Annotated in this window: 17 protein-coding genes and 2 tRNA genes; 7 read left to right on the forward strand and 12 right to left on the reverse strand. The window is 61.6% G+C overall.

Going from position 1 to position 19,130, the window contains the following annotated elements; translation table 11 throughout:
* Window positions 1-367: 367 nt before the first annotated feature.
* Complete coding sequence (locus ABD842_RS10865) at window positions 368-1,663, reverse strand: hypothetical protein (RefSeq protein ID WP_345113377.1); 1,296 nt, start codon at window positions 1,661-1,663, stop codon at window positions 368-370.
* Window positions 1,664-1,786: 123 nt separating this feature from the next.
* Between ABD842_RS10865 and ABD842_RS10870 the strand changes: the two genes are divergently transcribed.
* The 3 genes from ABD842_RS10870 (at window position 1,787) to ABD842_RS10880 (ending at window position 6,353) form a co-directional block, all read left to right on the forward strand.
* Window positions 1,787-3,409 carry a hypothetical protein gene (locus tag ABD842_RS10870; protein ID WP_345113380.1) on the forward strand — a complete coding sequence of 541 codons (1,623 nt, stop codon included), beginning with the start codon at window positions 1,787-1,789 and terminating at the stop codon, window positions 3,407-3,409.
* An 11-nt stretch (window positions 3,410-3,420) separates the two neighbouring features.
* Window positions 3,421-5,085: a glycosyltransferase family 39 protein gene (locus tag ABD842_RS10875; RefSeq protein WP_345113382.1), complete on the forward strand. Its 1,665-nt coding sequence runs from the start codon at window positions 3,421-3,423 to the stop codon at window positions 5,083-5,085.
* 95 nt (window positions 5,086-5,180) lie between these two features.
* Window positions 5,181-6,353 (forward strand): hypothetical protein, encoded by a 1,173-nt coding sequence (locus ABD842_RS10880; protein WP_345113385.1) that lies wholly within the window; start codon window positions 5,181-5,183, stop codon window positions 6,351-6,353.
* A gap of 21 nt (window positions 6,354-6,374) precedes the next feature.
* On the opposite strand, the gene coaE is transcribed toward ABD842_RS10880, so the two are convergent.
* From coaE to ABD842_RS10920, 8 genes are all read right to left on the reverse strand, one after another.
* Complete coding sequence (coaE, locus tag ABD842_RS10885; protein WP_345113387.1) at window positions 6,375-6,986, reverse strand: dephospho-CoA kinase; 612 nt, start codon at window positions 6,984-6,986, stop codon at window positions 6,375-6,377.
* Between the two features lie 90 nt (window positions 6,987-7,076).
* Window positions 7,077-8,033: a YbbR-like domain-containing protein gene (locus tag ABD842_RS10890; RefSeq protein ID WP_345113390.1), complete on the reverse strand. Its 957-nt coding sequence runs from the start codon at window positions 8,031-8,033 to the stop codon at window positions 7,077-7,079.
* A gap of 12 nt (window positions 8,034-8,045) precedes the next feature.
* The gene (gene yajC, locus ABD842_RS10895; RefSeq protein ID WP_345113393.1) at window positions 8,046-8,372 is read right to left on the reverse strand and encodes a preprotein translocase subunit YajC; all 327 of its coding nucleotides are present in this window, start codon (window positions 8,370-8,372) and stop codon (window positions 8,046-8,048) included.
* Window positions 8,373-8,487: 115 nt separating this feature from the next.
* Complete coding sequence (locus tag ABD842_RS10900; protein WP_345113396.1) at window positions 8,488-9,012, reverse strand: DUF1573 domain-containing protein; 525 nt, start codon at window positions 9,010-9,012, stop codon at window positions 8,488-8,490.
* Between the two features lie 203 nt (window positions 9,013-9,215).
* Window positions 9,216-10,217, reverse strand: coding sequence for an isocitrate/isopropylmalate dehydrogenase family protein (locus ABD842_RS10905; RefSeq protein WP_345113398.1), 1,002 nt, complete (start codon window positions 10,215-10,217; stop codon window positions 9,216-9,218).
* 244 nt (window positions 10,218-10,461) lie between these two features.
* Entirely contained in the window at window positions 10,462-10,773 is a 312-nt protein-coding gene (locus tag ABD842_RS10910) for a YtxH domain-containing protein (RefSeq protein ID WP_345113401.1), read from the reverse strand.
* 100 nt (window positions 10,774-10,873) lie between these two features.
* Window positions 10,874-12,064, reverse strand: a complete 1,191-nt coding sequence (gene nusB, locus ABD842_RS10915) for a transcription antitermination factor NusB (protein ID WP_345113403.1) — start codon at window positions 12,062-12,064, stop codon at window positions 10,874-10,876.
* Between the two features lie 109 nt (window positions 12,065-12,173).
* On the reverse strand, window positions 12,174-13,265 hold the full coding sequence (locus ABD842_RS10920) for a Glu/Leu/Phe/Val dehydrogenase dimerization domain-containing protein (RefSeq protein ID WP_345113405.1): 1,092 nt from the start codon (window positions 13,263-13,265) through the stop codon (window positions 12,174-12,176).
* Window positions 13,266-13,449: 184 nt separating this feature from the next.
* On the opposite strand from ABD842_RS10920, the gene ABD842_RS10925 reads away from it, so the two are divergent.
* Entirely contained in the window at window positions 13,450-15,234 is a 1,785-nt protein-coding gene (locus ABD842_RS10925) for an ABC transporter ATP-binding protein (RefSeq protein ID WP_345113408.1), read from the forward strand.
* A gap of 80 nt (window positions 15,235-15,314) precedes the next feature.
* Here ABD842_RS10925 and ABD842_RS10930 read toward each other — a convergent pair whose 3' ends face one another.
* On the reverse strand, window positions 15,315-16,454 hold the full coding sequence (locus tag ABD842_RS10930) for an NAD(P)/FAD-dependent oxidoreductase (protein WP_345113411.1): 1,140 nt from the start codon (window positions 16,452-16,454) through the stop codon (window positions 15,315-15,317).
* Between the two features lie 99 nt (window positions 16,455-16,553).
* Complete coding sequence (locus tag ABD842_RS10935) at window positions 16,554-17,048, reverse strand: T9SS type A sorting domain-containing protein (protein WP_345113413.1); 495 nt, start codon at window positions 17,046-17,048, stop codon at window positions 16,554-16,556.
* Between the two features lie 331 nt (window positions 17,049-17,379).
* Between ABD842_RS10935 and ABD842_RS10940 the strand changes: the two genes are divergently transcribed.
* From ABD842_RS10940 to ABD842_RS10950, 3 genes are all read left to right on the forward strand, one after another.
* A tRNA-Pro gene (locus ABD842_RS10940) sits at window positions 17,380-17,453 on the forward strand.
* Window positions 17,454-17,553: 100 nt separating this feature from the next.
* A tRNA-Pro gene (locus ABD842_RS10945) sits at window positions 17,554-17,627 on the forward strand.
* A 179-nt stretch (window positions 17,628-17,806) separates the two neighbouring features.
* The gene (locus ABD842_RS10950; RefSeq protein ID WP_345113415.1) at window positions 17,807-18,511 is read left to right on the forward strand and encodes a hypothetical protein; all 705 of its coding nucleotides are present in this window, start codon (window positions 17,807-17,809) and stop codon (window positions 18,509-18,511) included.
* Window positions 18,512-18,581: 70 nt separating this feature from the next.
* On the opposite strand, the gene ABD842_RS10955 is transcribed toward ABD842_RS10950, so the two are convergent.
* A complete protein-coding gene (locus ABD842_RS10955; RefSeq protein ID WP_345113417.1) occupies window positions 18,582-19,106 on the reverse strand; it encodes a hypothetical protein in 525 nt (174 codons plus the stop codon).
* Window positions 19,107-19,130: the final 24 nt, after the last annotated feature.

Here is a 19,130-nt window from a genome sequence, read left to right on the forward strand (position 1 = left end):
TCTCCGTCTTCCTACGCCAGCTTCCGGTCGAAGCGGGCTGCAAAGGTAAGTTGCCTTTTTCCTCTTTTCCTACTCCCCACCCAACTCTTTTTTTCAACCCCCTCCTCCGCAGAGGCTGGTCCTGAAATGCAGGCGAAGCAGGAAGTAGCGCCCTGCCGCGGTCCGGTTTGGGAGTGCAAAAGTGCAGGTCTTTTTTCGCCCTCGCAACCCCCAACCCAAGATTTTTTTTAGCAGGATATCTGACGCAGGTAGCTGCTCGTCTAACCTATTACGGCAGGCAGGCTGGATAACAACCCGTTATGGTAAGTATTAAGTTCGCTGAGGTGCTGAAAAAAGTTAACACTTTAGTGACCTCAAGGTAATCTGGTCAGCGAGGCTGCTTTATTCGCAAGCGTTGAACGATGATAATGGGGTATAGCAGCATCGCTGGCTCGGCGAAGTAGCGCCAGCGGAAACCAACGAAGAAGACTATGCTCAGCATCCACGTTGCTACTACCGGAGTAAGCAGTAAGATGTCTGCTTGCTGTAGCTGCAACCCGCGTACGCCGCTGGCAACCGTAAGCAGGGCAATGAAGAAGGCTAGGTGGACAACCGCATTGACAGGATTGTAGGGCGTGCGGGGCGCATCCGCAATGAAGTTCTCGGGCGAGAAGAACAGCGCTGTCTTACGGAGCCAGAGCATAGCCTCTTCCCGGGGATGCGCCAGAACCCATTTTTTGGCCAATTCAGCCCGAGCCTGGCTTTCCTCATACTGGTTGAGCGAATCAAGATCAGGGACATGAGCTCGGACGAAGTGACCGAAAGGCTTGGCCGGGTCATCCCAGTCAAACATAAAGCGGCCTTGGGTGACATCGTTATGCCCCTGCAATAATTCGAAGCCGGCCTGATTGCTTAGGATTCGGGCCCCGAACAGACGGTGGTTTTTCTGCAGAATAGGCAGGTGAGCCAGTAGCAGCAGGCAGCCCACGCTCAACACCAGGCCGAAGCTGGAACCGGAGGACAGCTTTCGGGTTGGGACGACGAGGCAAAGCCAGACGAGCAGCAGCGCCGCGTACACCGCTAGCAGGTACCCCCGAAGCAAGCAGGACAGCGTGATGGCCGCGGCCACGATAGCCGCATCGGCCCAGGACAGCGGCCGGCCGGCCAGCAGCCGCAGCAGCTTATAGACTACCAGGATCAGCAGGGGCAGCGCCAGATTTTCGTACCACATGTAGGCTCCTATATAATAGAGGACCGACGGGTACAGTAGCCAAGCGCCAGCACCGACCCAGGACCACGGGGGCGCCACCCCGAAACACAGCAGCGTGCGGTGCACATAGAGTCCGCCGAGCAGGTAGGCGCCAATACTCAGGGCAAAAACCAGCAGCGTGAAATGATGCTTGGGCAGCCCCGCCCGCTGCCAGCCGATGTAGACGAATACCGGGAAGCTGGCGTGGAACGAATCGGGGCGCAATGTGTGCCGTTCGGGGTCGAGGCTGACGTAGCCGCGGCCGGCGAGGTAGTTATCGGCAATACGGCCGTTGCGGCGCTCATCGTAGTTCCACTCCAGACCGGGATTGAGGTGCAACAGCAGGCCCAGCTTGAGCATCGCCAGCACTACTGCCAGCGGCCAGACGAAACGGGGCAGGGATTTGAGCACGAGGAAAAGACCTTTGTGAAACATGGCGGGGCTAAAGTTGGGGGTTTAAGTCGGACGAAGCCAGCGGCAACCTCCCGGGCTGACCCAAAAGGCGGGATGCGTGTTACCTTTCGGCCTGAGTTTTCCGCCGAACTGCTATTCTCTGCCTTGCCTTCGTCCCTGTCGCTTCAGCTCCTGCGCCTGCGCCGCCCCGTGGTTGGTCTGTTCTTCGGCCTGCTGGGCCTGGTGGGCCTTTTGCTGTACGGCGACTACGGCCTGCCCTGGGATGAGCAGCTGGACCGGCTCAATGGCATCATCAGCCTGAAGTATGCGGCCCTGAAGCTGGCCCCGGCGCTGGCCCGGCGGGAGCCCAGCTTTGCCGACATCCCCGACATGCGCGACAATCAGGACACTGACCACGGCGTTATTTTTCAGCTGCCCCTGCTGCTGCTGGAACGGGCCGTGGGCGCCGAGGATGCGCGACAAGTGTATCTGCTGCGCCACTTAGCTACATTTTTCACGTTTCTGGGCGGGGTGTACTGCTTTTTCCGGCTGGCCACGCACCGGTTTCGCCGCTGGCTGCTGGGCCTGCTTGGTGCGGCCCTGCTGGTGCTGACGCCCCGGCTATTTGCGGAAGCCTTCTACAATTACAAAGACCTGGTTTTCCTGGCCTTCTTCGTAACCAGCGTCTACACTCTTCTTCGGTTGCTCCGGCGACCAACGTGGCGGGCAGTGCTATGGCACGCGGCGGCTACCGGCGCGGCCATTGACGTGCGGACCATGGGTGTGCTGCTGCTAGGTCTGACGCTGGGCTTTGCGGGACTGGAAATGGCCTACCGCCCGACGTTGCGGCGGCGTTTTATGAATTTGCTGCCCCTGTATCTGGGCAGTACGGCCCTGGTGGTAGTGCTGGGGTGGCCTTATCTGTGGGAAAATCCCGTCGGCCATTTCCTCGAAGCTTTCCAAAGCTTCAGCCGGTATCGTTCCGATATGACGGTGCAGTACTGGGGCCGGCAGCTGTCGGTGCGGCAGCTGCCCTGGCACTATGCGCCCGTCTGGCTGCTGATTACCACGCCACCCGTTTATTGCCTGCTGTTTGGGGTGGGCACGGCAACGGTGCTGGGCGCGGCCTGGCGCCGGCCGCGGGCATGGCTGCGCACCCGGTCGGGCCGGCAGGATTTACTCTTTGCCGCGTGGTTTTTCGGGCCGCTGCTGGCCGTTGTTGTCCTGCAATCGGTTATGTACGACGGCTGGCGCCACCTCTACTTCATTTATCCGGCCTTTTTGCTGCTGGCCCTGCGCGGCGTGCAGGTCGCCTGGCGGGGCTGGCGTACCGCCGGCCCCGGCGGGTGGCGGCAGCGGCTGGGGGGCGGACTACTGCTGCTGCTGGCCGTGGGCACGGCTCATACGGCCGGGCGCATGGTGCGGGAGCATCCTTATCAGAACCTGTACTTCAGCGGGCTGTCGGGCCAGCAGGCTGAGCGCCTGTTCGAGCGGGACTACTGGGGCCTGGCAGGACGGCAGGGGCTGGAATGGATTCTGGCCCACGATGTCCGACCGCAGGTGCGCGTGGGAACCGATGCCCGCACGGGCCTAGTCCTGCACAACAATAGCCTGCTGCTGCCCCCGGCGGCGCGCAACCGGCTGGTGCTGACCTCAGCCGATCAGGCCCAGTATTTTCTGACGGTGTACCGCTGGCACCCGCAGCCTTATCCGGCCAGCTACGGCCGCGAGGTACATTGCATCCGCGTCGAGGGCATCAAAATCCTGTCCGTATTTCAGCGTCCGTAACCACTTCTGCTTTGGCTCTACCCACTACTTCTGTCCCGCTGCTGCTTCGCCTGGCCGCCGGCTGCACGCGGCAGCGCGTGGTGCCGGCTTTTTTCGGGCTGCTGACTTTGCTGGGCCTGCTGCTGCACCGCGACTTCGGGGTTTCCTGGGATGAGCCCACCGACCACCTCAATGGCATTGTCAACGCGAAGTACATCGGGCAGCAGCTGGCGCCGGAGCTGGCGCGGCGGCAGGCAACCTACGCCACCATTCCCGAGCTGGCCAACTACCACGACAACGACCACGGCGTGGCCTTCGAGATTCCCGTGACCCTGCTGAGCTTCGTGTTTACCCCCGGCGACTCGCGGCCCTACTACCTGATGCGTCACCTGCTCATCTTCTTCACCTTTCTGGGCGGCACCTGGGCGCTGTATAATATTGGCCGCATCTGGCTGCGCGACTGGCGGTTTGGCCTGGCCGCCGCGGCGCTGCTGGTTCTGTCGCCGCGGTTTTTCGTGGAGGCCTTCACCAACGGCAAGGATATCGTATTCATGGCTTTCTTCACGCTGGCCATGTACACGCTGGTTCGGCTGCTGCGGCGGCCCACGCCGGGCCGGGCCGTCGGGCACGGCATAGCTACGGCTCTGGCCATCGACGTGCGCATTCTGGCGCTGATGCTGCTGGCCTTTACCTTGGTCATGGTAATGCTGGAGCTGCTGCCGCGGCCGGCGGCAGCCGCCGATCCGGCCGAGCCCGCGGCCCGCGTTTCCCCGGCGCGCTGGCTTCTGTTGCTTCTCCTCTATATAGGAGTGACCGTGGTGGGCGTCATTATCGGCTGGCCGCACCTGTGGGAAGCCCCGCTCACCAACTTCCTGCACGCCTTCGCCAGCCTCAGCCACTACGACTGGCCTTTCAGCAACCTGTACTTTGGCCGGCTGATTCCCGGGGCCACGCCCGTGTGGCACTACCTGCCCGTCTGGATCATCATTACTACCCCCGTCGCCTACACGCTGGCGAGCCTTATCGGGCTTGGGGCGTGGGTTACGCGGGCTTTTCGCCTGGGCCTGGCGGGCCTGCACACCTTGGCCGGCCGGCTCGACTGGCTAATAGCAGGCTGGCTGCTGGGGCCGCTGCTGGTCATTATCGTGCTGCACTCGGTGGTATACGACAGCTGGCGCCACGTGTACTTTGTGTATCCGGCGCTGCTGCTGCTGGCGGCCCGCGGGCTGCAGGTGCTGACTACGGCCTTAGCCCGGCGCTCCGTCGGGCGTACCGTGGCGCTGACTTTTCTGGTACTGGCCGCCCTGGAGCTGGGGCGCACGGTGACGCACATGGTGCGGACCCACCCGCACGAGCACGTGTACTTCAGCTTTTTGCCCGCCGCTACCGTCGAGCGGCTGTTTGACCGGGACTACTGGTGCCTCTCGTTTCGGAAGGGGGCCGAGTGGATTCTGGCCCACGACGCCGACCCGCAGATCAGCATCAACGTGGAGCGGCACTATCCGCTGTACGCCAACCTGCAGATTCTGCCCGCCGCCGACCGGGCCCGGCTGCACTTCGTCCCCCGCAACCGGGCCCGCTACTTCATGACCACTTACCGCTGGCATCCCCAGTCGTTCCGGGATAGTCTGGGGCCGGAAGTACACGCCATTTATGCCGGCGACATCAAAATTCTGTCGGTTTTCCGCATGCGCTAAGCCAGTCCCCGGTTTAGCTGCCATCTTTGCCCGCACAATATTCTGGCAGGCCGAATTGCTGTTCCTGCATTTAGTTCCGCCTTTCGCCGCCCGCCATGCCGCTGCTTGTTGTTGCCGATGCTTCCCGGGTCCGCCAGTTTCTGGATCTGCCGGTCCGGTTGTATCAGGACCACCCAAACTGGATTTCGCCCCTCGACCAGGACATCGAAAGCGTCTTTGACCCCGCCAAAAACCCAAACCTGACCCAGGGCGAGGCTATTCGCTGGATCCTGACCGATGCGCAGGGAATCGTCATCGGACGGGTGGCGGCTTTCATCAATGCCTCCACGGCCCACATCGACCCGACCCTCCCGACCGGGGGCATGGGCTTTTTTGAGTGCATCGACGAGCAAGATGCCGCCAACGAGCTGTTTGAGGCCTGCCGACGCTGGCTCGCCGAGCGGGGTATGGCAGCCATGGACGGCCCCATCAACTTTGGGGAGCGGGACCGGTTCTGGGGGCTGCTGGTGGCGGGCTTCACCGAGCCCAACTATGGCATGCTCTACCATCCGGAGTACTATCGGCGGCTTTTTGAGGGCTACGGCTTCCAGACGTATTTCAAGCAGTACACCTGCTACCGGGCGGTGGCGGCCCCGCTGCACGCCAGCTTCGCCCGTAGCGCCGAGCGGTACGCCCGGGAGCTGCCGGACTTCCGCTTTGCCCACGCCAACCGGAGCAAGCCCGAGCAGCTGGCCCGCGACTTTCACCACGTCTACAACCTGGCCTGGGCCAACCACACCGGCATCAACCCGATGACGCTGGAAAAAGCCCGCGACATTGTGGCCCAGATGAAGCCCGTGCTGGACGACCGGCTCCTGTGGTTTGCCTACCACAACGACCAGCCCGTGGCCTTTTTCATGAGTTTGCCCGAGCTAAACCAGATTTTCAAGCACGTGGGCCGCAAGTTCGGGCTGCCGCAGAAGCTGCGCTTCCTGTGGGAGCGGTACCGGTTCAACCGGCGCCAGCCCAAGCGCATGTTCGGCGTGATATACGGCGTGGTGCCCGAATTTCAGGGCCAGGGCGTGGATGTGGCCATGCTCGTCCATGCGCAGCGGGCGTTGCTGGCCGCCGGCTACACGGATATTGAGATGAACTGGATTGGGGACTTCAACCCGCGGATGCTGGCCGTTATCCGGTCTATCGGGGCCCGGATTCACAAAACGCACGTCACCTACCGCAAGCTGTTCGACCCCGCCCGCCCCTTCGAGCGCAGCCCGATTATCAAATAAGGCGGCGGGGCGGGCCCGCGCCTACTGCCCGCCGGCCGCAGCCTGCCGGAACTCCGCGTCCAGCCTGAGCACCTGGGGAATGAGCAACTGCCGGCCGTCGTTGTGCAGCACGTAGTCGGCGCGGCGCAGCTTTTCCTCTTCGCTCAGCTGCTTGCCCACGATGGCCAGAATGTCGGCGGCCGTGCGGTGCGGGTCGCGCAGCAGCACCCGGGCCTGGCGCACCGGCAGCGGCGCCAGCACGGTGATGATTCGGTCGAGCTGCCGGTAGGCCCCCGACTCGAAGAGCAGCGCCGCCTCCTTCAGCAGATACGCATGACCCAGCTGCTGCTGGGTTTCGGCCCAGTGCTCAAAGTCCCGGCCCACGTGCGGATGCACCAGCGCGTTGAGCCGGGCCAGCCGGGCCGGATCGTTAAATGCTACTTTGGCCAGATGGATGCGGTTCAGCGCCCCGGCCTCGTCGAAGGTAGCGGGGCCGAAAGCCCGCTCCAACTCCGCCCGCAGCGCCGGGTCGTGGCCCATAATCCACTTGGCCCGCTGGTCGGCGTCGTACACCGGCGCGCCCAGCACCTGAAACAGGCGGCACACCACACTTTTGCCCGACCCGATTCCGCCGGTTATCCCGATGCGCAGCATACGTGAATCAGTGAAATAGATGAAATTGATATTCGGCTTCCGACCCGGGCCGGGCCGGCGAAAACGCCAAACTGCCAGCTACCCAGCCGCTCACCGCCGGAAGACCCGCACCGCGGGCGTCAGAATCCGGATGCCGCGGGCCCGCGGGGGCGTTTGGGTCAGCACCGGCTGCAGGCTGGAATCAGGCGAGTGAAACTGCCCGTAGTGGAGCAGCACCCGCACCTGACTGAGGTCGAGGCGGGCCGTATCTTCGGGAAAGCACTGCACCTGGACCTGCACCGTGGCGGGCTGCAGCACAAACCGTTGGCCGGGGGGGAAATCGCGCAGCTCGGGCACCACGCGCACGCGCACCGTCACGAGCGGGCGGGGCTGCAGGCGCACGTTTACGTCCTGCACGTTGGTGGCCACTAGGCCCGGGCCACCGATGGGCACCCGCATGGCACCCTCGCTGCTGCCGGCCGGCGCCTGCGGCAGGTGCACCGGATACGGGCTGGCCAGCGCATTTACCATGGCCGCCGGCCCCCGGAACGCAATGCTTTCGGGGGTGAAGACCGCCGCGTACGGCAGCGCCGAGCCATCGGCATTGGGGCTGAGCGTCAGGGGTACGCGACGCGTAATCAGGCGGTCAAACTCCACCCAGAGCGTGTCGTTCAGAATGTAGTTGAACTGCAGGCTTTCCATGGCCGCCTGCAGGGCCGGCCGCAACGACTGCCCCGTGACGAAGCGCGTGGCCGGCAGCCGGCTTAGCCGGACTTCGGCGGGCCGCACATCCAGCAGCAGGTTTTTGCGCAGCAGCTTCCAGCCGCGGCCGGTTACGTTCACGGCTACTTCCGTGGGCAGGGGCCGCACGGGAATGTAGCGCGCCGGATCGTAGCGCCACAGCAGCGGGTAGGTGATGCGCGTGGTGTAGGTTTTGTTCAGCGCGTTGAGCAGCCAAAACGTAGAGGCCGCCAGAAAGCACGCCGTAATAGCCCGCCAGTAGCTCCGCTCCTGCCCGTAAAGCGGGCTGATAAACCAGCGGAGCAGACGGGAGGAGCGGGCTAGCACGGTGCAGCGGGGTTAGGTGGTCGTCGTCGTGGGGGCGGCGGCAGCTTTGGGGGCTACCTCCCGGGCTACAGCCGTCCGGTCAAACTTCAGCCGGGTGCCGCGGTCTACCTCAATGATAACCGATTCCTCGTTTACTTCCACCACTTTGCCGTGCAGCCCCCCGATGGTCACCACGCTGGCTCCTTTGGCCAGCGCCTCGCGGAACTTCTTGGCTTCCGCCGCCTTGCGCTGCTGGGGTCGGATCATGAAAAAATAAACAACGGCCGCAATAGCTACCGGAAACAGCAGCGAGGTCAGGCCTTCGCCGGTCGGGGCCTGCAGAAGAAGAGTCAGAAACATGGCAGGGGGAATGTGGAAAAAACAACTGTCATCCTGCGCGGCCCAACGGACCTTGGCCCGAAACAGGCGAGGGCCGTCGTCCGCTCAGGATGACAGAACTGGCAAATGGTACTTCCTATTTCACCGGCCCCGCCGCGCCATCAGACAGCACGTTGGCCTTGATGACAATCTGGGTGATGTTGGGCTGGGTGTTGGCGCGCACGGCTACTTCCTTGTTTTGCAGGCCGGTTTTGCCCTGGCTATCAAACTGCACGTCGATGGTGCCTTTGGCGCCGGGCGCAATCGGCTCCTTGGTCCAGTTGGGCGTGGTGCAGCCGCAGGAAGCCGTGGCGTTTTCGATCAGCAGCGGGCTTTTGCCCGTGTTGGTGAAGCTGAACGTGTGCTTTACCACCGTGCCGGGCTTGATGTCGCCGAAGTTGAACTCGTTCTCGGTGAAGGTCATCACCGGGGCGTTGGGGTTCGGCGCTTCGGTTTCGCTGCCCACGTTGGGGTTGTCCACGGTCGGGTTGGCAACGTCGCTGGCGGCCGTAGCGGCGGCATTCATGCCTTCGGTGCCTACTTCGGCTGACTTATCGTTGGTGCAGGCGCCGACCAGCAGCCAGCTGGAAAGCAGCAGCCCGGAAAACAGAGTACGTTTCATAAGAGAGGAAGATGACGGATTAGAAGTCATCCGAGAGTTAAAGGTAAGACGAAGCGGGAAAATTCAGCAGACCGTCATTAAATCGGCCGCCGGACCATGCAGGAGTCGTGGTGCGCCAGGGCTGAGGGAAGAGCACTGTTCCAACAGCCATCCGCGCGATGCTCCGGCAGCGGCGACGCACGACGTGCGCTCTGGGCCGGCCGTTACGCCATATTATCGATAATAGACTGGGCAAACTGCATCGTGGTGGCTTTGCCGCCCAGGTCGCCGGTGCACTTCTCGCGCTGCTTCAGGGTCAGGTCCAGCGCCGCCTCGATGCGGTCGGCGTAGATATGCTCGCCCAGGTGGTGCAGCATCATCAGGCCCGAGCGTAGCAGCGCCGTCGGATTGGCTTTACCCTGGCCGGCAATGTCGGGAGCCGAGCCGTGCACGGCTTCAAAGATGGCCATGTCGTCGCCGATGTTGGCGCCCGATACCACGCCCAGGCCGCCCACGAGGCCGGCGCACAGGTCGGAGAGAATGTCGCCGAACAGGTTGGTGGTCACTACCACGTCGAACTGCTCGGGCTTGTTGACGAGCTGCATGCACATGTTGTCGATGATTTTATCCTCGAACACGATCTGCGGAAACTCGGTGGCGGCTTCTTTGCAGGCATCCAGCATGAGCTTGCCGGCCATTTTCAGGATGTTGGCTTTGTGGGCCAGGGTCACCTTCTTGCGGCCGTGCTTGGCGGCGTAGGCGAAGGCGGCGCGGCAGATTTTGCGCGAGCCGGCCACCGTGATGCGGTTGAAGGAGTCGGCAATGCCCAAACGCTCATCGTACACTTCCAGGCCCGAGTACAGGCCTTCGGTGTTTTCGCGGAACAGCACCAGGTTTACCCCGGTGTAGCGCGAGTCAATGCCTTCGGTGGTTTTGGCGGGGCGCACGTTCTGGTAGAGGTCGTACTTCTGGCGCAGCGTGATGTTGATGCTGCGGAAGCCTTTGCCCACGGGCGTGGTGATGGGGCCTTTCAAAGCCACGCGGTTTTTCTCCAGCGAGTCGAGCAGGGTCTGCGGAATCAGCTCGCCCGACTGGTCAAACGTGGTTTGGCCGGCGTTCTGCTCTTCCCACTGCACGGGTACCTGCGCGGCGGTAAAAATGGTCTGAACTGCCTTCGTAATTTCGGGGCCGATGCCGTCGCCGGGGATAAGGGTGATGATGTGCATGCTAGGGTATGTACTGAGAATGGGGATGCGACAAAGGTACTCAACCGGTTACGGCTATCGTTTCATCGGGGCGAAAGAACTGCCGGGCTACGATGCCCCGTTGCTCTGGCCGGCAATCTACCGGGGCAATTCTGCACACGGACGGAAGCCGACCGCCGGAACTGGTCATAAAAAAATGTGCTGATGCGCTGCCGGCAGTTTCCTGTCCATCAGCCCATCAGCACATTCCGGCACCCGCGCCTGGCTAGATGGTCTTGCGGGAGTTAATCTGGTTGATCAGCTGGTCCACATCACCCAGCAGCTGCTCGGCTTTGCTTTTGGCATCCTGAATCACGCGCTGGCCTTCGCTCTTGGCGGTGGAAGCGGGGCCGTCGGCGCGGCTGGTGACGAGGTTTTCGGTAAGGTCGGCGAGTACCTCGCGGTACTTTTCGAGCTGATAGCTGAGCCAGCTGCGGGTTTCACGCCCTTTTTCCGGGGCGAACAGAAGGCCAACGGCTGCCCCGGTGAGGGCGCCGCCTGCGAAGCACAGAATGCCGGTAGTGGTTTTGCTACCCATAATGCGAAGGTCGTGGCGTGGAGGAATTTTTAGAAAGGAGGTCAAACCTACTGAACGGCGGGCCGCCCGGGCAGGTTGCCGTCCCAATATAGAACGTTGCCTACTGGTTGTCGAGCAAACCGCGTCCCGACTTGCGGATGGCGCCGCTGGCGGTCAGGTCCTGGGCCAATTTATCGAGAATACCGTTGACGAACTGCTTGCTCTTGGGCGTGCTGTAGAGCTTGCTGATTTCGATGTACTCGTTGATGGTCACCTTCACCGGAATGTCGCGGAACAGGTGCATCTCGCAGAGCGCCATCTTCAGGATGATCTTGTCGATGAGGGCCACGCGCTCCACGTCCCAGTTCTGGGTCGAGTCGGCAATGAGCTTTTCGTAGGGCTCGTCGGCCTTGAGGGTTTCCTTGTAGAGCGTTTCGGCAAACTCCTTGTCGTCGACCCAGTTGGCCGACAGCGACATCAGCTCCAGCTCGTCGGTGGCGGCCTCGTCGAGCATCTTGATGGTTTTGACCACCAGATTTTTCACCACCGAGCGGTTTTCCTCCCAGTTCAGGTCGTCTTCCTCGATCTGCGCCGGCAGGGTTTCGCCCTTAAAGACGTAGGTCTTGTAGAGGTGCTTGAGAATCTCCTGCTCCTCGGCGTAGTTGCCGGCCGGGGCCGCCAGGTAGCTCTGAAACTCGGCGTCGGCCTTGATTTCCGCCCGCCAGGCTTTGCGCAGGGCTTCGAGCTCCTCGGTGCCGGTCCACTTCAGGGAGCGGCGGATGGTCAGGTCCTGCAGCTGCTTGTTGCCGATGAGCTTGTGCAGGGCCGGGTTCTGCTCGAAGCGGGTGGTATCGAGCGGGGCTTCCTTGGAAGGCGTGAAGCGCCGGGCTTCCCGCTCCTTTTCCTCCTCCATTACCCGCAGAATGGCCTCGGGCAGGTTGAGCAGGTGGATATACTGGTTGTGAATGCTTTCGGCGCCGTGCACCATCTGCCCGCCGTAGAACGTGGCGTCCTTGGCTTTCTGCTTCTGGTAGTACTTGATGGCGTCGGCCACCGCGTCGTTTACTTCCCGGTCGTCAAGCTTTTCTACTTCCGCCGCGCTGCCCGCCTTGTGCCACTCCTTGAACACGGCTTCGGCCATCTTCTGCTGGCCTTTCAGCAGCTTGCGGTCCTGGGCTTCGGGCAGGTTGAGGTCGGGAGCAAAAGCATCCGCAATGAGGTCATTGGCCAGCATAAAATCGGACCCGACAGCCTGATCGTAGGCGTACAGGGCTTGCATAACCTTAATGCGGAGCGTGCGACGGTTGAGCATGAGTTGTTTGGGGTCTTAGGATCCTGGGGGCTTGGGTTACTGGTTTTTGGCGGATGAACAATTCATCGGACCAAGAGCCCAAGCCCCCAAGACCCTAAGACCCCAGAAATTAATAAGTGGACTTGACTTTGCCCAGGGACGCAATGCGCTCCTCGGCTTGCTTGGTGGCGGCGGCCTGCGGGTGGCTTCCCTCCTGCTCGGCTTTGGCCAGTACTTGGGTGGTAATGTCGAAAATCTTCTCGGTCTGGTTGAGCGCGCCCTGCCGGCTGCTGCCCACCACCTCCGAATACACGTTGATCAGGCCGCCGGCGTTGATCAGAAAATCGGGGGCGTACACGATGCCGCGCTCCACGAGGGCCGGGCCGTGCACGTTCTCATCCTGGAGCTGGTTGTTGGCGCAGCCCGCAATTACCTGGCACTTCAGGCGGCCGATGGTGTCGTCGTTGATGGTCGCACCCAGGGCGCAGGGCGAATAGATGTCTACGTCCTGGTCGTAGATTTCGTCCATGCCCACCATCTTGGCGCCGAAGCGGGTGGCGGCTTCCAGGGCGCGGTCCTCGTAGTAGTCAGTCAGCACGATGTTGGCGCCTTCCTTCTGCAGGTACTCGAGCAGGTAGGTGCCCACGTGGCCCACGCCCTGCACGGCAATGCGCTTGTTGGCCAGGCTGTCGGAGCCGAAGGCCTTCTTGGCGGCGGCCTTCATGCCCATGTAGGTGCCGAAAGCTGTTACCGGCGACGGGTCGCCGCTGCCACCCATGCTTTCGGGCAGGCCGGCCACGTGCTTGGTTTCCATCCGGATGTACTCCATGTCCTTGGTGGTCATGTTCACATCTTCGGCCGTGATGTACTTGCCGTTCAGGTTTTTCACGAAGCGGCCGAACTTGCGCAGCAGCGCCTCGGTCTTCAGGGTTTTGGCGTCGCCGATGATGACGGCTTTGCCCCCACCCAGGTTGAGGCCCGAGATGGCCGCCTTGTAGGTCATGCCGCGGCTCAGGCGCAGCACGTCGTTCAGGGCTTCGGCATCGGAGGCGTAGTGCCACATGCGGGTGCCGCCGAGGGCCGGCCCGAGCACGGTATTGTGGATGCCGATGATGGCCCGCAAACCGGTTTCGTGGTCGTGGCAGAATACCACCTGCTCATGCTGATGCTCGGCAATCTGGCCGAAGACCGACGTGTCGGTCAGGGTCTTGATTTCAACCATGGGGTTGGAAAATGGGAAATGCGTGGGAATTTGGGGAGGGCAGGTTGTTGTATCTTTGGCGAGTGGGCTGCGTAGCCCTCTCAATCCGGGTGCAAAAGTACCCAATTTTTCCCAGCCGACCATTGTATGCCCTAGTATTGTACTTAATGGCCATGGCTGCTTAACACGCTCCAACTCAATACCCGTGCGCGCTTTAGCTGCTACCGACAAATACCTTTTCCGCTATAAGTGGCACTTCCTCGGCGGCGTGCTCTTCGTGGCCCTGAGCACGTTGCTGGCCATCTTCCCGGCCCAGATCGTGCGCTACTCCTTCGATCTGGTGGGAGAAGGCATTGACCTCTACCACCTCTTCGCCGGCACCCGGGCCCAGGACGGCGTGTACTCCCTGTTCGGCCGCAACGTGCTGCTCTACGGCTTCATGATCGTGACCATGGCCCTGCTGCGGGGCATCTTCCTGTTCTTCATGCGCCAGACGCTCATCGTGATGTCGCGGCTGATTGAGAACGACCAGAAAAACGAGATTTTCCAGCACTACCAGTCCCTGCCGCTGAGCTTCTACCGCCGCCACAACACCGGGGATTTGATGTCGCGCATTTCCGAGGACGTGGGCCGGGTGCGCATGTACATGGGGCCGGCCATTATGTACTTTTTGCAGCTGGTGCTGCTGTTTGTGCTCATCATTCCGCTGATGGTGATGGTGAACGTGAAGCTCACGCTCTACACGCTGCTGCCGCTGCCGGTGCTGAGCGTGAGCATATTCTACGTCAACAACCTGATTGAGCGCAAGTCCGACGAGATTCAACGCTCTTTGGCCGCCATGACGACCTTCGTGCAGGAGGCCTTTTCGGGGATCCGGGTACTCAAGTCGTTTGTGCGGGAAGAGGATTCGCACCAGCAGTTCAGCGTGGCCAGCAACGACTACAAGGAAAAGTCGCTGAGTCTGAACTTCGTCAACTCGCTGTTTTTTCCGCTGATCCTGTTCCTGATTGGCATCAGCACCATCGTCACGGTGTGGGTGGGCGGGCAGGAAGTGATTCGCGGCACCATCACCACGGGCAGCATCGCCGAGTTCCTGATTTACGTGAACCTGCTCACCTGGCCCGTCACAGCCCTGGGCTGGACCAGCTCCCTGGTGCAGCGCGCCGAGGCTTCCCAGGCCCGTATCAACGAGTTCATGCACCAGAAAACCGATATCGTGTCGCGCCGGAATATCGAGCAGGATATCCAGGGCGACATCGTCTTCGACCACGTCTCGTTTACGTACCCCGACACCGGCATTCAGGCCCTGCGCGACGTGTCGTTCCGCATCCGGCCGGGCCAGACACTGGCCGTTATCGGCAACACCGGCTCGGGCAAGAGCACCGTGGCCGCCCTGCTCTGCCGCCTCTACGACGTGACGGCCGGCGCCATTAAAGTAGACACCGTGGACGTACGCGACTTTTCCCTGAACTCGCTGCGGGAACAGATCGGCTACGTGCCCCAGGACGTGTTCCTGTTCTCGGACAGCATCCGCAACAACATCAACTTCGGCCTCGACAACCCCACGGAGGAACGCATGCAGCAGGCCGCCACGGATGCCAACGTGTACGACAACATCATCCGCTTCCCCGAGGGCTTCGACACCAAGCTCGGCGAGCGGGGCATTACGCTCTCGGGCGGGCAGAAGCAGCGCGTCAGCATTGCCCGGGCCCTGGTGAAGGAGCCCAAAATCCTGATTCTCGACGACTCGCTGTCGGCGGTGGATACGAACACGGAAAACGCCATCCTGAACAGCCTGCAGCGCATCATGCACAACCGCACCAGCCTGATCATCAGCCACCGGGTCAGCTCGGTGAAGCTGGCCGACGAAATCCTGGTGCTCGACGACGGCCAGATTGTGCAGCACGGCACCCACGAGGCGCTGATGCAGCAGGAAGACGGCCTGTATCGGGCTCTTTATGAGCGGCAGCTACAGAGCGAGGAAGCGTAGAGTGGTTATGGGTTGCTAGTTGCTGGTTTTCAGCCGGGATTGAGTCCACGGGCCAACAACCTAAAACGAACTACTGACTACTAGCCGGCCAGCATTTCGGCGGCCCTTTTGCCTACGCCCGCCCCTAGCGCCACGCCCATGCCGTTGCAGCGCAGGGCGCCGAAAATCCCGGGAGCCAGCGGCTGCACGATGGGTGCCAGCTCGGCGCCGAAGGCCATAACCCCACTCCAGCGGTAGTCGATGCGGGGCCGCTGCCCGGGCAGAATTACTTCGGTAAGCAGCTGTTCGAGCTGGTTTTGCACCAGGTCGGTGAGGCCGGGCGCGGTAGTGGCTTCGGCGGCGAAGTCGAGGTGGCGGCCCCCGCCGAGCAGGATGCGCCCATCAACCTGCCGGAAGTAGTAGTAGCCCTTGTCGTAGTGAAATGTGCCGGGCAGATGCAGGCCGGCAATGGGCTCGGTTACCAGCACCTGTCCGCGGCCGGGCTGCACGTCCAGGTCCGGAAAAAACTGCCGGCTGAAGGCATTGGTGGCCAGCAGCACCTGCCCCGCCTCCAGGGTGGCGCCCGGCGTTTGCAGCCGGATAACTGCGCCCGTTTCCTCCATAGCCGTGACGGGGCAGCCGTGCAGCACCACCACGTCTTCCTGCCAGGCCAGCCTGAGCAGCGCGTGCATCAGGCAGCCGGTGTCCAAGGCCCCTTCGGCCTGATTTTCCAGCATCGTCGTTACCTGGCCCAGGCCCAGGCGCGAAACGGCGGCCGTGGCATCCCGGAAGCTATCGGGGCGGCCGATGACGGGGGCCAGCAGGTCGTTGAAATAGCCCAGGTGCTCCTGGCAGGTGCGGGCCAGCTCTTCCTCCTCGGCCCGAAACAGTTCGAAGCCGCCCACGGGCTCGTAGCGCAGGGCCGCGTCGCCGAGCAGGCTGCGCAGCAATGCCAGGCCCTCCCAGCGCGCCTGTACCACCTCCAGCAGAGCCGCCGTGCCGCCCTTCTTTTCCTGTTCCAGCAGCTCCGAGATACTGCCGAAGCAGGCAAAGCCCGCGTTCTTGGTGCTGGCCCCATTGGGCAGCATATCACGCTCCAGCACGCACACCCGGGCCCGGGGCCAGCGGCGCTTGGTAAAGACGGCCGCCGTGAGCCCCACGATGCCGGCGCCAACCACCGCCACATCAAAGCCCTGCAAAAACTGCCGGTGCTCCCAGTAAGAAAATACTTGCTTGGTCATAGCCAAAGATAGATGCCGCCCGGCAGTTGGGAATGGCTCTGACGCAGGGAAGCCCGAAAACGCAACGTTCCCGGGCTTCCTTGTCGTCGTTGAGGGTCGTTACTGGCCCACCAGCACCCGGCGCATGCCGCTGCGGGTACCGGCAGTACACTGCACGATGTAGTAGCCCGGCGGCAGGCTGCTCACATCCAGCACGGTAGCCTCACTGCCCACCATCAGGTCGCGGGTAATAACGGGACGGCCTTCCGCATCGTTGATTTCCACGCGGGTGGGGCCAGCTACGTCGGTGCGGACCGTGAGGCGCTTGGTAACCGGGTTGGCCTCAGCCCGCACCCGGATGGCATCCGTTGAAGGCGGGGCCTGCTCCATGCGGCTGGTTATGAGCTCAACCGGCGCGGGCTTGGCCGCCGATGCTACCACTACCGGGGCCTCAGGCTTGGCCGCGGCGGCGGGCTTGGGTGCCACTGCAGGCTTGGCTACTGACTTGGCCGGAGCCTTAGCCGGAGCCGGCTTACCGGATTTGGTCTGGGCCTGCGCCGAACTGAGCAGCAGCGTTGCGCTGAGAAAAATGAGCGTTAGAGTAGTTGTTTTCATACGCGTCGGGAAGCGGGCTTAGGACACCCAGCATCATGTAAAAGTAATAAATCCTTGGCTATTTTCCCAGCAATTATCTTTCGCTTTAGCGCTTTATAGCTGATAGCGTGGATGTTCGCCTCATCACTATTCTGTTATTACTTTGGTATAGTCCATTTTCTACGTAGCTCCTGCAGCTGTTCCGGGAAGCAGCTGGCTCGGGTGGCCGGATACCGAAAACGGTGATTTTTCGGCCTTATTGCCCAGCAACTTACCTGCAGCTCCTCAAAAATATCCGCTCAGGAGTTGTATCCCACCACAAATCTGCCTTACATTTGCAACTCAATTGTCCCGGGGTGTAGCGTAGCCTGGTATCGCGCCAGCATGGGGTGCTGGAGGTCGTAGGTTCGAATCCTGCCACTCCGACGGAACAGTTTACTGTCAAAAAAGCCTCCGAATTTCGGTTCGGAGGCTTTTTTTGGCCGTGACCAATGAAGAGTACCTGTGCACTACGCAGCACAGTTTTCGGGGTGTAGCGTAGCCCGGTATCGCGCCTGCTTTGGGAGCAGGAGGCCGCAGGTTCGAATCCTGCCACCCCGACACCGGTAGCCAGATCATCAGAAAAGCCCGCTGAACTTCGGTTCGGCGGGCTTTTCTGCGTTCTATCCTTTTTGCTGCTAGGTTTCCGCTATACATAATATATCTGCTTGCCGGTGCTAATAAACTGTAGTAACAGCGCGTTAGCAGCCTACTTTCCCTAATCCATCCCTTATATGACAATGCAAAAACTCGCGCTGAGTGCGCTGCTAGCCGGCGCAACCATCAGTGTGGCCCAAGCCCAAACCAAAGAACGCACGGTCCTGCTGAGTGGCTCAATCGGCTATTCCAGCGGCAAAACCGAAAATACGACCACTGCTATTCCTGGTACCCCGGCTCTACCGGGCCAGAGCAGCGGCAGCAGCATTGCAGTTGGCTCGCAGGCAGGCTTTTTCATCGCCGACAACCTTGTGGTTGGGCTTAATGCTGGTCTTTCGTCGGGTAAGAATAATTACTCCCAGGACATGTATACCAGTCCTGGCATCATCCAAACCTCTGCAACTAAGGAAACTCTCAAACGGCTGAGCTTTGGGCCTTTCGTGCGCTACTATCACATGGTGGGAGAAAAAGCAGGGTTTTACGGGCAGTTGTCCGGCGGTTACCAGCGCAGCACCGAGGAGACTACTGGTGACCCGCCTTTTTTTGTCTCCCGCACTACCAAGGGCAGCGGCGGCTACGCGAGTATACTCCCGGGCTTCGTGTATTTCCCTACCGCGAAGCTTGGGCTGGAGCTAACCTTGGGCAGCCTGAGCTATACCAAAATCACCTCTACCTCCCAGGTACTCGCGCCAGCACGCTCGGAGGGCAAGAGCACCAGCAGTAACTTCGCCGCCAATTTTGGACTGCAAAACCTTACGCTCGGTGCCTCCTTCCACTTGGGCAACTAAGTACGACTTTATCTTGACTACCGGCTTCTTCGCTGCCACGCGGGCAAGCCGGCGGCTTTTGTGCCCAGACCTACTTCACTACGGCCAGCACCTGGGCTTTATCGTCGGCTCCAAACCGCTCCAGGTAGTGGTGTCGGAGCTTAAGCTGCTGCTTTTCGGCAAAGGTTTTCACGCCGCTGTAGAGCTTATCAGGGGCCACCATGTAGCTGGCCTGAATGCGGGCGTGCACCACGCGCTGGCCGGCGGCGAAGACGCGGTAGCGGTAGTCGGTGGGCAGCTGCTGGGAAATCGTATCGGCCACCACCAGGCCCACGAAGGCCTGCACGGAGTCGTCGGCGGCGGCGGGGTCGTTGTAGTAGATGTTGGCCAGGTCGCCGCGGAGCTGATTGCTCTGGTGCAGCTGCTGGGCCTGCCGGAACAGGGGACCAAACTGGTCACTGCTCACGCGGCCGGCAAAGTAGCGGCCGGCCAGGAAGATGGGCTGCGTCGTCGTTTCGAGCGTGACGGCAGCGGTGCGGAAGCCGCCCAGATAAGTGTAAACCCCGGCGAAGCCAAAGGCAATAAGCAGAGCAACAATGAAAAGCCAACGGGTCATTTTTGGAGTGCTTAGAACTGAGAT

The sequence above is a fragment of the Hymenobacter algoricola genome, assembly GCF_039539525.1.
Classification (GTDB): Bacteria; Bacteroidota; Bacteroidia; order Cytophagales; family Hymenobacteraceae; genus Hymenobacter; species Hymenobacter algoricola.

Coding starts and splice junctions, on each gene's coding strand:
- ABD842_RS10865 (WP_345113377.1), bottom strand. CDS start 1,663: ATGTTTCACAAAGGTCTTTTCCTCGTGCTCAAATCCCTGCCCCGTTTC.
- ABD842_RS10880 (WP_345113385.1), top strand. CDS start 5,181: ATGCCGCTGCTTGTTGTTGCCGATGCTTCCCGGGTCCGCCAGTTTCTG.
- coaE (WP_345113387.1), bottom strand. CDS start 6,986: ATGCTGCGCATCGGGATAACCGGCGGAATCGGGTCGGGCAAAAGTGTG.
- yajC (WP_345113393.1), bottom strand. CDS start 8,372: ATGTTTCTGACTCTTCTTCTGCAGGCCCCGACCGGCGAAGGCCTGACC.
- ABD842_RS10900 (WP_345113396.1), bottom strand. CDS start 9,012: ATGAAACGTACTCTGTTTTCCGGGCTGCTGCTTTCCAGCTGGCTGCTG.
- ABD842_RS10905 (WP_345113398.1), bottom strand. CDS start 10,217: ATGCACATCATCACCCTTATCCCCGGCGACGGCATCGGCCCCGAAATT.
- ABD842_RS10910 (WP_345113401.1), bottom strand. CDS start 10,773: ATGGGTAGCAAAACCACTACCGGCATTCTGTGCTTCGCAGGCGGCGCC.
- nusB (WP_345113403.1), bottom strand. CDS start 12,064: ATGCTCAACCGTCGCACGCTCCGCATTAAGGTTATGCAAGCCCTGTAC.
- ABD842_RS10920 (WP_345113405.1), bottom strand. CDS start 13,265: ATGGTTGAAATCAAGACCCTGACCGACACGTCGGTCTTCGGCCAGATT.
- ABD842_RS10930 (WP_345113411.1), bottom strand. CDS start 16,454: ATGACCAAGCAAGTATTTTCTTACTGGGAGCACCGGCAGTTTTTGCAG.
- ABD842_RS10935 (WP_345113413.1), bottom strand. CDS start 17,048: ATGAAAACAACTACTCTAACGCTCATTTTTCTCAGCGCAACGCTGCTG.
- ABD842_RS10950 (WP_345113415.1), top strand. CDS start 17,807: ATGCAAAAACTCGCGCTGAGTGCGCTGCTAGCCGGCGCAACCATCAGT.
- ABD842_RS10955 (WP_345113417.1), bottom strand. CDS start 19,106: ATGACCCGTTGGCTTTTCATTGTTGCTCTGCTTATTGCCTTTGGCTTC.